The organism is Nostoc sp. (assembly GCF_036919495.1).
Lineage (GTDB): Bacteria > Cyanobacteriota > Cyanobacteriia > Cyanobacteriales > Nostocaceae > Nostoc.
Map to the genome: position 1 here is coordinate 1 of NZ_JBALBZ010000175.1, position 16,281 is coordinate 16,281.

Sequence of the window (16,281 nt, forward strand, 5' to 3'; positions counted from 1 at the left end):
GGAGAATGGTGCTTGGTATGTTTAGCATTCAATTTAAGACGTTTGCAGGTTTTGCTAGGAAATGCTTCTGCCAGTTCTCCGACAACCTGCTAGCTGGGTTGCTAGTAAGGGTGGAACCAATTCTATGTTCCTACCGACTCCTGTACAAGTTTTAGCGGCAATTCACAGACTCTGGTTAGATGGAACATTGCTCAAAGACATCCAGTTCAGTATGTTTCGAGTGGTGACTGGTTTTTTCCTAGCAGCAGTCATTTCAATTCCTGTGGGGACACTCATGGGAACATTTGCTAGTGTGCGATCACTCTTAGAACCGATCATTGGCATCATTCGCTATATGCCTGCGCCTGCTTTCATCCCACTGTTAATTTTATATTTTGGCTTGGATGAATTGCCAAAGATTCTGCTGATTTTTATCGGTACCTTTTTCTTTAATACATTGATGGTTATGGATGGAGTGAGGTTTATTCCCAAAGAATTGATTGAAACTACATATACTTTGGGGGGAAAGCGCAGTCAAATTTTGTTGCAGGTAATTTTTCCCTACCTCCTACCTGCCATCATTGATGCCTGTCGAGTGAACATGGCAGCAGCATGGAATTTAGTTATCGTCGCGGAACTAGTAGCAGCGACTGAAGGATTGGGAAAAAGAATTAGTGTTGCTCAACGTTTTTTAAGAACTGATGAAATCTTTGCTGGACTAATTGTAATCGGTTTGATTGGTTTGGGAATTGACTTGTTATTCCGATTATTACTGAGAGTTTCCTGTCAGTGGGCAACGAAATAATTTCTCTTCTATAAGACTAATATTTGATTTCTGAAAAAGCTCGGTACAGATCGAAAAGCCTAATTCCTTATTCCCTACTCCCCACTCCCAGCCCACGTAGATAATTTCAAAAATCAAATACGATTTCTATATAACTATACATTTATGTATCTAGAAGTTGCTAATCTTCACAAACAATTTCAAACCCGCAACGGCACAATTGTTGCCCTCAAAGACATCAATATCCATATCAAAAAAGGTGAATTTGTCTGTGCCGTAGGGGCATCTGGCTCAGGGAAAACGACTTTATTGCGCCTGATTGCGGGACTTGATACTCTCACTGCTGGGGAAATACAGGTTGATGGAGTGAAGGTAACAGGCCCAGGGGCAGACCGGGGTATGGTGTTTCAAAAGTATTCTCTCTACCCTTGGATGACTGTAGCAGATAACGTTGGCTTTGGGTTAAAGTTGAGGGGCGTACCCAAGCTCAAAAGGCAACAGCAGGTTTCTTACTACCTAGATGTGGTAGGCTTAACTCAATTTGCTAAGGCACTACCCAAAGAACTATCAGGAGGTATGCAACAGCGAGTAGCGATCGCTTGTATTTTAGTATCTCAACCTAAAATTCTCCTCATGGATGAACCATTTGGTGCTTTGGATGCCCAAACAAAAGAGATGATGCAACAGTTTATTCTGGAGTTGTGGAGAAATACAGGTACAACTATTTTTATGATTACTCATGATGTTGAGGAAGCAGTTTTTGTATCACAGCGAATTTATGTCCTCACCTCACATCCTGGAAGCATTAAAACCGAACTAACTATAGATTTCCCCATTGAGCGAACCTACGATATCAAAAAAAATTGTAATTTTAAAGACTATAAAGAAACTGTGCTTGAGCTAATGCGTTTTGAAAGTGGAAAGAATGTATTTACAGTACCGTAATCACAATAACTTATCCTATTTCAACCGCTTGAAGGCTCAGATGACCGAATCATCGAAGATTTTTATAGAATAAGCAACATTGTTTTTATTCACATCTTGTACCTCGTTACCACACGTTGGAAGCTACTGGTTTACTATCAAAGCCTCCCAAAGTCGTATAGGTGCTACCTTATACATTTCAAAGTTAAACCTTAGACTCTCTCACTTTTACTCAGAACAGTCTTTTCAGTATGCTGATTATTGGAAGGTTTTTATTATGAAAAATTTAGGATACGATACTATGATTTGATTTTAAATCGCAGAAATGGCACAAACTTGTAAACCCACAGGCGTGTGAATAATCACAGATTCTACACCAAATACTTGAGCGATCGCACTTTGTGTCAGAACTTCTTCAGGTGTACCAACTTCCCAAATATGACCTTGTTTTAATAATGCAATGCGGGAACTATACCGGGCTGCTAAATTCAGTTCGTGTAAAACTGTGATAATAGTTAATCCCTGCTGCTGATTCAGTTCTTTCAGCAGTTCTAATAGTTGCAGTTGATAGTTTATATCTAAAAAAGTTGTCGGTTCATCTAATAGTAAAACTTTTGGTTCTTGCGCTAGCGCTAAAGCTAAAAAAGCGCGTTGCCTTTCACCACCTGATAGTTGTTCGACTAAGCGATCGCTAAATTTTTCTAGTTGCGTCTTTTTAATTGCAGCTTCCACTTTATCCCAATCTTGGGCGTTTAATTCCCATTGCCACCAAGATTGATGTGGCGTGCGTCCTAAGCTGACTAATTGTCGCACTGTTAAGCCAACGGGAACCGTTTGTTGTTGCGGTAATAATGCCAGTTTCTGTGCAACTAGATTTGGGGGCTGAGAGTGAATTGCTTTGCCATCAAGTAGCACTTTTCCCTGCTGTGGGGAGAGAATACGACTCAGCAATTTAAGTACAGTAGATTTACCTGAGCCATTAGCACCAACTAAACTCAACCATTCTCCTGTTTGCAGAGTGAGGTTAATGTTTTGAACAATTGCTACTAAGGTGTAACCGCCTGTGAGATTTTGCAGTTCGAGTGGCATTTCAAATATTAAAAAATGAGAAACTTAATTTTACAGGATTTGAGTGGATTATTTAGCATCCTTATACCCAGTTAAATTTAATTAGACACATTGATTTAGTTCGGCTTTATCCATTTAATCAAATTGCGCTAGCTATTGCGTAAATACTGAAATGAGAAAGTAATCAAGCATTCTGATAAAGTAATATGCCTTTTTGCTTGCTGAATCTAGCAAAATGAAAAAGTAATTGGCATGAAACTGCCTCTACAACCAGTGAATGACAGTAATACAGCGTATTTCAGGTAAATGAAATACACGGGTAGGGGCACAAAATGTTGTGCCCCTACGATTATCTGTACCTCACGCCTGTTGCAATCTGCTGTACTTTAAACCCTTTTTCTCCCTGCTCCCCTGCCTTATCCCAATGATAATTATTTACGCCGACATACTTAGGGCAAGCTTGCGTCTTTACTTATTGCCGCACAATAAGCCAAACCGAATTAACCCACGCTGATAACCACGACGCATTAATCCCAGTGATAATGCCCCTTGGATGGTAGTCCAACCAGCATTTAGTAAGCCCCAAAACGCTTGGGGAGTGAATGCCGAATCAATCACCACGTTCCAAAAAGGGGCAACAGCTGTTGACCAATCGGCAGTGCGGATATTATGTAATGGTAGTTGATGTGCGATCGCTTCGTACTCTGGCAAAGAAATCACATAAGGCAAACAATACACCCGATAAATATCCTGCAAATGCTTTGCCTCATCCGCCGTTAGTGGCGACTCATCTGTTGGTCGATGACACCAAGTCACCATAATTAACTTGCCACCAGGCTTCAATACTCGGTAGCACTCCTGGAGAAACTTGGTTTTATCTGGCATGTGTTCACCACTTTCTAGCGACCAAACCAAGTCAAAAGAATCGTCAGCAAAGGGCATTGCTTGAGCATTTGCAACTTGGAATTGTGTTCTCAAACTCAAATTAGCTTCCATTGCGCGTTCCGTTGCTCTCGCAGCTTGCACAGGACTCAGTGTAATCCCTGTAGCCTTAGCATTAAACTTTTGTGCGAGGTATAAAGAACTGCCGCCAATTCCACAACCCACATCTAGGATATTGTCTGCGGTTTGTACCCCTGCCCAATTTAGCAGTTCTTCGATTAAATCAATTTGAGCCTGACGGCGGTCTTTTTTCTGGGTACCATCAGCACCGTAATAGCCGTGGTGCATGTGTTCACCCCAAATTTGTTCCCACAGACCGGAGGAAGCATCGTAAAATTGCTGAATTTGCTCGTAAAGTGTTGCACTCATGAAAAAAGCAGTGTTAAGACAAAGCCGAATTTAAAAAAACATACAGATAGGCTACCATGTGGTTTTTAATTAAAATAGGTCTTTTGGTTTGCAGGGATAATAAACTTGGGTTTCTCTTCCCTGGAAAATTTTACTGACTTTACCGATATCAATCCTTTGCCGATTTAAAAAAGTTAGGAGTTAGGAGTTATTAACTATCAAGGAAAATAAAAGCGCCAGTCCCCAGAATTGATGCTGAATTCTGACGACTGGCGGATGACTTCTTCTTTTATTTCTAACTCTGAGTTTTTTATTGTCCGGGACTTGTTAAAGTAGGCTGGAATTCAATTGAGGTAGGCACATTGCCAGAGTTCGCTGGAGTTTCTGGTTGATTTGGTGTTTGTCGCTTAAGTGTTTGTATTAAATTACTTGTAGTAGCTGTCTGAGAAGGAGTAACTGTTTGACTGGCTTGAGGCTGCTGTTGCCCAATTTTCTGGGCAATTTGCTGTATTAGCTGTTCAATTTTTTCAGCTTGTTCAATGTTCCCTTGCTCATGATACTTGTTATGGGCATAGTTCAAAACTCTACTAGCTTTCTTGATGTCGCCCTGATTATATAAAGTGACTCCCAAGTTATAGTAAGCTGAGGCATTTTTCGGATTTAGGCGAATAGCTTGCCGATAAACAGAAATAGCCTCAGAAGCTTGATTATGAATTGCTAGCAAATTTGCCATATTGTTGTAGGCTGTGGCATTTTTAGGATCTAGCAGCAAGGCTTGGCGATAACTGGCGATCGCAGGCTCTATTTGACCTTGTTGTTGCAAGGCGATCGCTAAGTTAAAATAAGCATTGGCGTTGCTGCTATCTAGATTAATTGCTTTTTGGTATGTTGCGATCGCATCTTCAAGCTGCCCTTGTTCATACAACGCCAAACCCAGATTATACAATGCTGCTACCCTTGTGGAATCTATCACAAGACTCTGGCGATAAGCTATAATTGCTGCCTCTTTTTCTCCTTGTCGGTGCAACACTAACCCTAAGTTGTAATAAGCTTCGCTAAAATTGGGATTAGCTTTAATCGCCTCTGTATATTCTTGTAAAGCTATATCCAGGCGATTTTGCTCCATGAATATATTACCCAAGAAATTTCGGGCTGCTGCAAGACTCGGATCTCGCTGCACCGCTTGGCGAAAAGCATATTCTGCACCCTCTAAGTCTTGGCGGTTATAGCGCGTGACTCCTTGCTGAAAAAAGCTCGCTGCTTCGAGATTTTGAGAAATTGCGGTTTCTGCTAGCAGCTTGCTTTCTGGAAAATTAGTAATTGCCGGTGCAGGCAAGACTAAAAACGCAGAGGAAGCAAATAGAAGTCTGAGCAAGGATTCTTGCTGAACAGGGCTTCGGTGAAATGTCACCTGAAATAACCAATGTAACCACTGTTCCGGTTGAGATTTTTTAGACATGAGTGGCATACCTGTACTTATACTTGGATCGTTATAAGTCAGAGTACCCACCACAACATGAAAAATTACAAATTAAAAACACCCTTATTAATAAATAAATTTAAACCAATTGCTCTTTTACTTTTACACCATCTTTCTTGACTATATAAGCTGGAACACCGACAACAACACAATTTTTGGGAACATTTTTGACTACAACTGCATTCGCCCCCACTTTGACATTATCATCTATAGTTATTTTACCAATCACTTTTGCTCCTGCACCAATGCTTACATTGTTACCAATTATGGGAGATCCCTTAGTGTTATAGCCGATTGTAACCTGTTGGCTAACCGAGCAATTTTCACCAATACTTTCTGCTGAAATTACCGTACTGAATCCATGTTGAATAAATAGCCCGGAACCAATATTAGTAGAGTAAATAAAAAGGGATGGACATTGTTTATATAAAATTTTGAACCCCTGCGTCAGAACAAAGCCAATCGTGTCACCCTGCTTAATTCTGTGATAGTAAATATTTCTAAATTCTGGATATATAGAAAGAAAATATAGCAAATTAGCCCAATCTGAACTAGATTTTTTTTTATGATCAAGCCTCTTCATCCATTGATTTACATCTAAAATAATTATTTGTTTATTTTTACTTAAGAGAAACAAGATGAGCATTGGGGCAGTTAGGATCTGTCCAATAGTTTGGGCAAACTTAATTATGAAATCACGCATAACCCGACCTCACACTGGATATTATAATTATCTGAACAAATTAAAAGTTGCTGTTGTTCAGCAACTCTAAACATAATATCCTGAAACTTTCCAGTTTCATACTTGAATGAAATTATGGTCTTAGGCAGAGTAGAAACCTAGTTTTGGAGATTAATCAATCGGTATTCTTGATGGCTGATGGTAAAATTAGCATTGCATCGCCGAATGAATAAAAGCGATATTCAAAAGCGATCGCTTCGTTGTATATATTCAATAACCGTTGTCTGCCAATTAGCGCACTTACCAACATCAGCAAACTGGAACGCGGCAGGTGAAAATTAGTAATTAAACCATCCACCACCCGCCATTGGTAGCCGGGATAAATAAACAGGTCTGTTTTGCCGCAAAATGCTTGTAAATTCCCAGATTGAGCCGCCCCTTCTAAGGCTCGTACTGCCGTTGTTCCTACAGCAATAATTCGACCACCAGCTGCTTTAGTGGCGCGGATTTGCTCTACTGTAGCGGCGGGGACTTCAATCCATTCTTCGTGCATTTGGTGGGTAGTTACATCCTCCACTTCCACAGGGCGAAATGTACCTACACCAACGTGTAGCGTTATAAAAGCTTGATGGATATTGCGATCGCGCAACTTTTGTAATAATTCTGGGGTAAAATGTAATCCTGCCGTCGGAGCTGCGATCGCTCCTGGCTGTTTAGCGTAAACTGTCTGATACTGCTCATCAGCAGCTTGTGAGGTAGTAATGTACGGTGGTAGCGGCACTTCACCAAATACCTCTAACAGTTGCACCAAAGATTTTCCCTCTGGCACATCAAATTGCAACAAACGCCCCCCGGTTGCTGCGTCTGTTTCTATAACCGTAGCTGTGATGAGGTGAGGGGATGAGGGGGATGAGGAAGAATTTACTTCCCTATCTCCCCCTGCTCCCTCATCTCCCTTGGCTTCAAAAATAATCTTCGCTCCCTGTTTGAAGCTTTTTCCTGGCTTAACTAAAGCTAACCAACAGTTATACTGCCGTTCTTCCAACAGTAACACCTGGATTTTACCACCAGTGGATTTATGACCATAAAGCCGCGCTGGAATGACTCTTGTATTGTTCATGACCAACAAATCACCAGAACGCAGCAGTAGAGGCAAATCGTGGAAAATGTGGTGCAAGGGTGCTGTTTCGATGCCTGTAGTCAAAGAATCAACCACCAGTAACCGCGAGCTATCTCTAGGAACTGCTGGGTTTTGGGCAATCAGTTCTAGAGGTAGTTCGTAGTCATAGCCAGCTACCGAGCAATCTAATTCAAAATCTTTTTCTTGTGGGCGAGAGGTATCTTTCAAATTGGCTTTTACTAGTTTTTGGTTTCTTTAGTATTTATACTCTCTTAAAAAAGCTTGTTTGAGCTTTCGCTTCTAAAGGAACTTTAAGGGATCTTCGTTTAGTTTCATCACTTGACTATAAGATGGGTACTATTAGGTAGCACGGAAAAATTAACAAAAAAATTGGGTAAACCTCCCCATCTAAAAAGGGGGGCTTTTACCCTACCGGGAATAGGCAATGATTGACGAATATATATATGTAGGATTGGCTTTGATCCCAAGCACCAACAAACATGGAATACTTGTACTATCTGGCAAATGCCAGTCTAACCCTGAGGGTCGTTCAACACCTGCACGCTAGACCCCAGACACCAGTTTCTTTCGTCACCGTAATTCATCAAATTGATGGCTGGGTGGTTAGGATAAAACTCAAAGGTCAAGTCTCGCCCCAAGAAGATGGCGACTTTCGGGCTTTTCTAAATGAATTAGGAATTAGCTACGAACCGCCAATGAGGGTGCAGATGGCACTTTGGAGTTTGGAAGCCGGACAGTGCCCTGTAGACGTGATGCGTCGCTATCAGGTTGCGATCGTCTCTCATGGTAGCCCAGAGAGAGATGAAATTGAAGCGTTCCGGCAACAATTTGTCCGAGGCTTAGGTTATTGTCCAGAAACTTTGGCGTGAGCCTATTTGGTTTTAACGCCACTACAAAATTATTGGTCATTGGTAATCAAAATATTTTATCGATTACCGATTAACCATTATCAATTGAAGAGTCGAAAGCTGCCAGAATGTATTCTTGCAGCTTAAACTTGTATCCGGCGGCTGATGAAGTAGCTAAAGCTTCCTGGCTTGCTGTAACCGCAGTCAGATTTTTTGATATCCTTTGACAGTAGACAATAGCAACATCAAATCGACAAGAATAATCTGCCTTCTCAGGGTACTGGGCTAAAAACATTCCAGCCGTTCGCCAGATTTTTGCTTGCTTTTGTGGGGTGATTGCGCTTCTTCCCCCTGCATCCCAACTACCTGAACTGCGGGTTTTGACTTCCACAAATGCCAATAATGAGTGGGGAGTGGGGTATTCTCCCCTGTTCTCCTGCTCTTTCCTAGTTACTCCATGATATTCAGCAATAATATCGATTTCTCCCCAGCGACTAGAAAAGCGACGATGGAGAATTATCCAACCTGTAGATTGCAACCATTGAGCTACTAGGTCTTCTCCTAATGAACCAATATCTGGATAATGAGATGGAGGAAGGTTAGCCATTGATTAAAAATATTATGAATTCTATGAATCCTAGATTAAGCGATGCCTGCGGCGGGCTACGCCTACGCATAACAGGTTCTAAGCTAAACTCATTCCGTACTGAGTTAGGGCATAGGTGTAAAACAGACCATAGAATTTGGGCAATTATATTTAGCTTATTGCTTTGGGGAATAGTTGGCATCACGGCAATGGTCGGTTTTGCTCCCCCAGCTTTGGCACTTGAATATAATAAAGAAATTTTGGTTGATGCTGATTTCTCGGGACGTGATTTAACAGATTCCAGCTTTACTAAAGCTAATCTTCGCCAGAGCAACTTCAGCCACGCTAATTTGCAGGGTGTCAGTTTCTTTGCAGCAAATTTGGAGTCTGTGAATTTGGAGGGAGCTGACTTGAGAAATGCCACTTTAGACTCAGCTCGTTTAGTTAGAGCAAATTTGACAAATGCACTGTTGGAGGGTGCTTTTGCTGCTAACGCCAGATTTGATGGCGCAATCATTGACGGGGCAGATTTTACCGATACACTGCTGCGTTCCGATGAGCAAAAAAAATTGTGCAAACTTGCCAAAGGAACTAATCCCATTACAGGACGAGATACGCGTGACACGTTATTTTGTCCTTAGTATTTTTTAGCTGGGAATTAGGAATTGGGCATTGCTTATTCTTCATTCCCTACTCCCCATTTCCTACTCATAAAATATTGAACACTTACCAACCACTAGCACCAATCTTTTGACAAACAATTTTCATTCCTTTGCCTGGTGAAGAACTTGCTACAAAAGGGATTTCTCCTTTTTCTTGATCTTCTTCAAGTAGCTGTCCTTCTGGCCCGTAAATCGCAATGCGATTGCGAAAAAGCCGCGATTCTTTGCACGAGGCATCAAAGGTAGTCTCGAAGACGCCATCTCCGTAGATCCCGTAAAGTTTGTATGTGGTACCCTTAATAGTTTCCGTGTCTAGAGCTACACTGTTTCCCAATTTATCATGCCCTACAGTGATATATCTTTCTGCATCTTGAGCGAATACACTGCCACTGCTCAATAAAATAGCGATCGCTCCCACCATCCCGCCTATCTTAAAACACATACGCTTTAAAAATATAAGATTTCATATATTTTTATCCGCAATCAAAGTAGTTCTAGCAGGGTAGAAGTACTGAAACAATATGTAGCAAGGCATTTTTATTGAGGCTTTGCTCATCAAGACTTAGCCTCTATCTTTACTATTACATTAGGTGTGTGTAACCAGCCGAGTTTTCCGATAACCTGACTCAGAATATAAGTTTCACCTTGTACTGAACGAGTCGCGATCGTCAAGCGATGTACTTAGTTGAGGTTTATTTAGTTCAAGCTGTTATTTTACATAAATTTCTGGGAATTCTATGGATAAGCTGAACCACATCTAATTTTTTAGAGCCAGCCAAGCCAATCAAAGGTTACAGCCTAAAAATTATGCAAATTAAATGTGGAACACCTTAAGAGCTAAATAAACTCACTAGAATCCAAAAGTAAACAGCATGACTGAAAATTTTTCCCCTTTAGTACAGGACACAACAAAAGCTCAAAGCGAAAGTATAGAAACTGTTTTATCAAGATTGAAAAGTGGACGTGTATATATCCCTGATTATCAGAGAGATGCTGAACAATGGGACTCACACAAAAAATCACTGTTTATTGAATCGGTTCTCAATAACCTTACAATTCCAGCGTTCTTCTTTTGCGAAGATGAAAACCGTAATTATGAGGTTGTTGATGGACAACAAAGGCTCTCAACTATCTGGGATTTTTTTGAGAACAAACTTATAATAAGTGACGACTCAAAAATCGATTACATGGCACCTGCATCAGCCTTATATGCCGGCAAGAAATATGAGATGCTTATTCAGACACTAAAGAACATATTTAATGATTATCCGCTTACAATAATTTATCTGCCGAAAAGCCTGCCTTTGCAAACTAAGCTAGAAATCTTTCGGCGTATTAACGAAGGTGGTACGCCCCTTTCAGGACAAGATATTCGTTTAGCCTATTACATTCGATCTAAGAGTGTTACTTTTATACGTTTAGTTGGAATTTATAGTAATTCTACAGACTTTGTTGAAGATAACTTAGAAAGTGATGATGATTCTACATTCACTAAGAAACCATTCCAACGTATGCTAGAACTAGCAAAAGGAAAGGGTATTTCTCACCCTTGGGATAATTTTCCAGAAACTAGCGAACGTTGGTATGAATGGTGGCAAGGCAAGGATAAAGCAAAAGGACAAACGCCTTCTTTGATGTTCATTTGGTACTTAGTTTCTCTAGAGCGTGATAAGCTTGATGCCCTTTTAAAAAGACCTAAACATTTACCTGTAACCTTTGGTGGACTAACTGAGACTGCTTTAGATATTTATTGCGCCCAACTTCAATATCAAGAAATAGATCCGGGAATAGAAGATAAAAATATCTTGTCATCGTTTGAAATTATTTCTAACGATTACTTTAAACAATTTGCAACTTGGATGCGGTTCATTTTATCAAAAACACTTGTAGGAATTAGCGTTGACAAGTATAAACAGTTAGCTTTATTTGTAGCTGCATCTGTTGAGTTAAAAATATCACCAGAAAACCTTACTCCAAACCAGTGGCAAAAGGCTGGCGAGTTTATTCGTAATCCCCGAAAAGTCGGTAAATATGTGCTGAATGATGAAGACGGTTATCCAGAACCAAAAGGACGTTGGGGTGGTTTGAAAGGACAAAAACAGCAGTTTGAGAAAACAGTGGAAATTGTTAGAATTTTATTAGAACGATAAGAAATGATTATACTTAAATAACTTGGAAAATTTACAGCCATGTGATCCTAATGCGAGAATCTTCCCATTACCGTGGAAAGAAGCTTACTTTCGGCTATATTTTAACCCCGAATTAAAAGGATATATCTGCCCTTTTTGTAAGAAAGTTTTTCGAGGTACAAAAGGCTTTAAAGAACTTAAGGCGGATCACCGCTATCCTTTTAGTAAAGGGGGGTTGACTACATGGAGTAATCTTCAGCTCCTTTGCTTGCCATGTAACGCTAGAAAAAATAACAAAATCTAAAGCGACTTCTAGAAAATAAGGGATCTTCATTACTTATTATGCTAAATACATGTGTAAATAAGCTTAAATCCCTTGCTGGGCAAGAATAACAGCCGTTAATTTTAGCGTTTTAGGCTTAATTATTAAATTTACGCTATAAATGCCTGTAAAGCTTTATTTGCAAGTCAATTTTCGGACTTTAATTAAAATTCCAGCATAATACGTACTAAAGAACTATAATAAGTTATTACAAAAAACTAAGAAACAGCATTTATTTAAAATGATTATTTTGAAAAGCGAATATTCTATTTTTTTGAAGTCCCTAAAAAAGGTATCTGTATTCATAAGTTTTTAACAGTAGCTTACACACTCCCTTCTTAGAAACTTCCAAATAAACAAATATCCTAACAAGCTTAAAGTATTGCTCTTCTACCGAACACTCCTAAACCACTCAGTAATTCCCTGAGCGATCGCATTTGCCGTTTTCTTCTGTACCTCTGGGTTCACTATCTGCTCAAATTCATCGGGATTGCTCATAAAACCCAATTCCAGCAACATTGATGGTGCAGCAGTTGGACGTGTCAGCGCCAGATTATCCCAAAACACACCATAAGAAGGTTTACCGACTTTTTTAACTACATACTTCTGTAAAAATATTGCCAGGTTCTGGGCTTGGGGTTGATACCAAAAAGCGCCCAATCCCTTGGTTTTTTCGGCATCGCCATCATCGGGTAAGGAGTTGTGGTGTATCGAAATAGCGATCGCAGGTTCTTCTTGACTGATAATTGCCTGACGCTCTGCCAAAGAAAGTTCGCGATCGTCCTGCCGCGTCATCACTACCGTTGCTCCTCGCTTCACCAACTCATCCCGCAGCAACTTGGATACCACCAAATTCAAATCTTTTTCTAAATATCCAGTTGGGCCACTGGCACCAGTTTCTTTACCTCCATGCCCAGGATCTAGTACAATCTTGAGATTAGCTAAAGGCTTGCGTCTTGTGTTCCCGATCTTAGGCGGATGACGCAAAGCCAAAACCAGGGTTGTACCGTCGTATCTCAGCTTATATCCCCACTGTTGAGCTTTTTTAAGGTTAAAGGTGTATTTTACTTGTTCTGGAGCCTCTTGTTGCCAATCTAGGCGAGAAATTAGGGGGTCATCATCCAGACGAATAATGTCCGTTTGGGCAGTGGTATTGTAGAGAGTGAGAGCGAAAGCACCCTCACTTTGTTGCACGCTCACAGGTACGGGAACTTGTAAGGGGAAAACTATCTCTGTCGCACCAGGGAGTTGACGGTATCCGACACTGCGAATTATTGTCTGTGGCGGAACTGCACCAGGTAAAATGCGCGTTTCTTTACTATTAATCCAAGCGCCATAGTTTAGGCGCAACCATTCACCTTCCCTACCTGTTACTGTTGCGCGTGTGCCTTTGGGCAGTGGTGTAAGTCGGGAATAATCGGTGCTTGGGCCAGTGCGAGCCACGCCTGACTCTACTGTAACCTCAGAAACTGGCAACTCTGCTCTTGAAAGGATTTGAATTTTACCAGTCCCTGGTTGAGTTATCGTCTTGCCATTGAGCGTTAGTTGAAACTGAGGTTGTCCCAGATCGGCGGCTGTTGCGACTGTGCTGCAACCTTTATAATTGCCTACGCTAGACTGGGCATAAGGCTGATTTTGCCCTGTCAAAGCTGCCAAATTACTTGGTAGTTGTGCCTGTTGAGGTTGGGGTGGAAGGGCAATAGTTTGATTAGCCAACTTGACAGATACGCTAGCGTTAGGGGGTGCGATGGCGCTAAAACAAATTAGCTCTCCCGGTAGTCTGGCAATGTCAACTGCGGGAGCCAGGGAATCTTTAGCAAAGGCTAACCCCTGTGGTAGCTCAGGATCAGTGGGAAGCCTTGTCACTTTAATCTGGAGTTCTTGATTGTCGTGACGCACAGTAAAAAGATTTTCCCCCAACTGCAAGGGGAAACTAGGGGAAAAATGACCTGCTTTGCTGCGGTTAATTGGCTTACTATTGATCAAAACCTGACCATCTGGTGGTGCAGTCCCCAGAAAAAAGATTTTTTGGGAACTCGTCTGGTAGCTTGTTTCGGGAAAAACGACTTTAAGAGATGGCTCTGCCAGTGCTACAGAGGAGGTGACAATACAGCCTAATATTACTAATCCTAAAAGGTTTTTCACAAGCTCAATCATAGAAGATTACACCACAACAACTGTGGCACAATGGCGGGATGTATTTTTAGAAGTTGTTAAAAATTCAAACTAGTATGACTAAGTTTATTTTTGTAACTGGAGGCGTAGTTTCCAGTATTGGTAAGGGCATTGTAGCAGCAAGTCTAGGGCGTTTGCTCAAGTCGCGCGAATATTCTGTGTCGATTCTCAAACTTGACCCTTATATCAATATCGATCCTGGCACAATGAGTCCCTTTCAGCATGGGGAAGTATTTGTTACCCAGGATGGTGCAGAAACAGATTTGGACTTGGGGCATTACGAACGCTTTACCGATACTTCGATGTCGCGGTTAAATTGTGTAACGACTGGCTCGATTTACCAGGCAGTTATTAATAAAGAGCGGCGCGGAGACTACAATGGCGGAACAGTACAGGTTATTCCTCATATTACTAATGAAATCAAAGAACGGATTCTGCGAGTTGCTAAAAGTACAAACCCATCTGTAGTAATTACAGAAATCGGCGGTACGGTGGGAGATATTGAATCACTACCGTTTTTGGAAGCAATTCGCCAGTTCCGCAAAGAAGTAGGACGGCAAAATGTGCTGTATATGCACGTAACTCTGGTACCGTGGATTGCTTCTGCGGGTGAAATGAAAACGAAGCCAACACAGCATTCAGTTAAAGAACTCAGATCCATTGGCATTCAACCAGATATTTTAGTTTGTCGGAGCGATCGCCCCTTACCCAAGGGATTAAAACAGAAATTGTCTGGATTTTGCGATGTGCCGGAAGAATGCGTCATCACCTCCCAAGATGCCAAAAGTATCTATGAAGTACCCCTGAATCTAGAACGGGAAGGAATGGCAGAACAAGTGCTGAACTTGCTGCAAATGGAACAGCGCAAACCAGATTTGACGCAGTGGCAAACCTTGGTACAACGGTTACATAGTCCCAAACATGAGTTAGAAATTGCCATTGTCGGTAAATATGTGCAGTTAAGTGATGCCTATCTATCTGTAGTGGAAGCATTAAACCATGCGGCAATTTCCACTTATGGCAAACTGCGCCTGCGTTGGGTGAATTCAGAAGATTTGGAAACGAAACCGCCCGAAACTTATCTTGAGGGTGTCGATGGCATAGTTGTGCCAGGAGGTTTTGGGGTTCGGGGGGTGGATGGCAAAATTGCCGCGATTAAATACGCGCGCGATCGCCAAATTCCCTTTTTAGGTTTATGCCTGGGTATGCAATGTTCTGTAATTGAATGGGCCCGGCACGTAGGGGGATTAACAGGTGCTAATAGTGCTGAATTTGACCCTCATACATCTGATCCGGTAATTAATTTATTGCCAGGACAGCAGGAAGTAGTCGATTTAGGGGGTACAATGCGCTTAGGGCTATATCCTTGTCGTGTTCTCCCTGATACACTGGCTTTTAAGCTTTATCAAGAAGATGTAATTTATGAACGACATCGGCATCGGTATGAGTTTAACACTGCTTACCGCGATTTGTTGTTAAAGTCTGGCTACGTGATCAGTGGTACTTCTCCCGATGGACGCTTAGTTGAAATAGTGGAATTACCCAAGCACCCATTCTTTCTTGCTTGCCAATTTCACCCAGAATTTCAATCGCGCCCCAGTAGCCCTCATCCTTTATTTAAAGGATTTATTCAAGCAGCGATCGCTCTTTCTCTTTCAACTTTAGGTACACCAACACCATTGGAAGTGTCATAACAATTGATAATTAATTGCAACATTACCTTAAGGCTTCAGTAGACTTGGATATACAGGGTGCATCATTCGTAAATTTCGGACTTGGGGAAATGTTGTGGCGTACTGGGTGAAAATCCTTTACGAAAGGAGAGAATATGTAGTGAATTTTGAACGTGTCCATGCTTTTTGTTATGAACTAAACGGCAGGGTTACTTTTTGGTTACCCGATAGTGCCATTCCGATAGTGATTAACCCGCAAAGTAGCTTGGAAGATTATCAAAAGATCCTCAATTATTTAGAATGTGTGACTGGATTGGAATTAGATCATGCCCACTGGGTAAAAATCTATTACGATAAAAACGAATATGTAATTAATCTCAACTGCATCAGTTCTTTTTGTCATGAACCGAATGGCAGGATAACTTTTTGGTTGCCAGATGGCACTATTCCTATCATCATCAACCCTGTGAGTAATCCTGAATCTTATGAAAAAGTTGTGAAATACGTTAAGAAAGCAACTGGATATTCTTTGTCTTAG

Annotated in this window: 15 protein-coding genes and 1 pseudogene; 8 read left to right on the plus strand and 8 right to left on the minus strand. The window is 41.2% G+C overall.

From position 1 onward, the window contains the following. Window positions 1-124 precede the first annotated feature (124 nt). A pseudogene (locus tag V7K25_RS25430) lies at window positions 125-784 on the plus strand (ABC transporter permease); the annotation flags it as partial. A 144-nt stretch (window positions 785-928) separates the two neighbouring features. Further along, complete coding sequence (locus tag V7K25_RS25435; RefSeq protein ID WP_335161770.1) at window positions 929-1,708, plus strand: ABC transporter ATP-binding protein; 780 nt, start codon at window positions 929-931, stop codon at window positions 1,706-1,708. Window positions 1,709-1,999: 291 nt separating this feature from the next. Here V7K25_RS25435 and V7K25_RS25440 read toward each other — a convergent pair whose 3' ends face one another. The 5 genes from V7K25_RS25440 to queA form a co-directional block, all read right to left on the minus strand. Then, a complete protein-coding gene (locus V7K25_RS25440) occupies window positions 2,000-2,776 on the minus strand; it encodes an ABC transporter ATP-binding protein (protein WP_335161772.1) in 777 nt (258 codons plus the stop codon). A 447-nt stretch (window positions 2,777-3,223) separates the two neighbouring features. Further along, the gene (locus tag V7K25_RS25445; protein ID WP_335161774.1) at window positions 3,224-4,066 is read right to left on the minus strand and encodes a methyltransferase domain-containing protein; all 843 of its coding nucleotides are present in this window, start codon (window positions 4,064-4,066) and stop codon (window positions 3,224-3,226) included. Window positions 4,067-4,355: 289 nt separating this feature from the next. Continuing rightward, on the minus strand, window positions 4,356-5,504 hold the full coding sequence (locus tag V7K25_RS25450; protein WP_335161776.1) for a tetratricopeptide repeat protein: 1,149 nt from the start codon (window positions 5,502-5,504) through the stop codon (window positions 4,356-4,358). Window positions 5,505-5,604: 100 nt separating this feature from the next. Next, window positions 5,605-6,228, minus strand: a complete 624-nt coding sequence (locus V7K25_RS25455; RefSeq protein WP_335161778.1) for a serine O-acetyltransferase — start codon at window positions 6,226-6,228, stop codon at window positions 5,605-5,607. Window positions 6,229-6,382: 154 nt separating this feature from the next. After that, a complete protein-coding gene (gene queA, locus V7K25_RS25460) occupies window positions 6,383-7,555 on the minus strand; it encodes a tRNA preQ1(34) S-adenosylmethionine ribosyltransferase-isomerase QueA (protein ID WP_335161780.1) in 1,173 nt (390 codons plus the stop codon). A 272-nt stretch (window positions 7,556-7,827) separates the two neighbouring features. Between queA and V7K25_RS25465 the strand changes: the two genes are divergently transcribed. After that, entirely contained in the window at window positions 7,828-8,217 is a 390-nt protein-coding gene (locus tag V7K25_RS25465; protein ID WP_012412259.1) for a hypothetical protein, read from the plus strand. Window positions 8,218-8,287: 70 nt separating this feature from the next. On the opposite strand, the gene V7K25_RS25470 is transcribed toward V7K25_RS25465, so the two are convergent. Further along, on the minus strand, window positions 8,288-8,803 hold the full coding sequence (locus tag V7K25_RS25470) for a YraN family protein (RefSeq protein ID WP_335161782.1): 516 nt from the start codon (window positions 8,801-8,803) through the stop codon (window positions 8,288-8,290). Between the two features lie 23 nt (window positions 8,804-8,826). On the opposite strand from V7K25_RS25470, the gene V7K25_RS25475 reads away from it, so the two are divergent. Then, window positions 8,827-9,423 (plus strand): pentapeptide repeat-containing protein, encoded by a 597-nt coding sequence (locus V7K25_RS25475; RefSeq protein WP_335161784.1) that lies wholly within the window; start codon window positions 8,827-8,829, stop codon window positions 9,421-9,423. Window positions 9,424-9,508: 85 nt separating this feature from the next. Here V7K25_RS25475 and V7K25_RS25480 read toward each other — a convergent pair whose 3' ends face one another. Beyond that, window positions 9,509-9,886, minus strand: coding sequence for a hypothetical protein (locus V7K25_RS25480; RefSeq protein ID WP_335161786.1), 378 nt, complete (start codon window positions 9,884-9,886; stop codon window positions 9,509-9,511). 430 nt (window positions 9,887-10,316) lie between these two features. On the opposite strand from V7K25_RS25480, the gene V7K25_RS25485 reads away from it, so the two are divergent. Further along, window positions 10,317-11,594 carry a DUF262 domain-containing protein gene (locus V7K25_RS25485; protein ID WP_335161788.1) on the plus strand — a complete coding sequence of 426 codons (1,278 nt, stop codon included), beginning with the start codon at window positions 10,317-10,319 and terminating at the stop codon, window positions 11,592-11,594. 22 nt (window positions 11,595-11,616) lie between these two features. After that, on the plus strand, window positions 11,617-11,877 hold the full coding sequence (locus V7K25_RS31705) for an HNH endonuclease (protein ID WP_442948116.1): 261 nt from the start codon (window positions 11,617-11,619) through the stop codon (window positions 11,875-11,877). A gap of 408 nt (window positions 11,878-12,285) precedes the next feature. Here the strand turns inward: V7K25_RS31705 and V7K25_RS25490 are convergent, their stop codons facing one another. Continuing rightward, the gene (locus V7K25_RS25490; protein WP_442948117.1) at window positions 12,286-14,052 is read right to left on the minus strand and encodes an N-acetylmuramoyl-L-alanine amidase; all 1,767 of its coding nucleotides are present in this window, start codon (window positions 14,050-14,052) and stop codon (window positions 12,286-12,288) included. Window positions 14,053-14,126: 74 nt separating this feature from the next. On the opposite strand from V7K25_RS25490, the gene V7K25_RS25495 reads away from it, so the two are divergent. Beyond that, on the plus strand, window positions 14,127-15,764 hold the full coding sequence (locus V7K25_RS25495; protein ID WP_335161790.1) for a CTP synthase: 1,638 nt from the start codon (window positions 14,127-14,129) through the stop codon (window positions 15,762-15,764). Between the two features lie 94 nt (window positions 15,765-15,858). Further along, window positions 15,859-16,281: a hypothetical protein gene (locus V7K25_RS25500; RefSeq protein ID WP_335161792.1), complete on the plus strand. Its 423-nt coding sequence runs from the start codon at window positions 15,859-15,861 to the stop codon at window positions 16,279-16,281.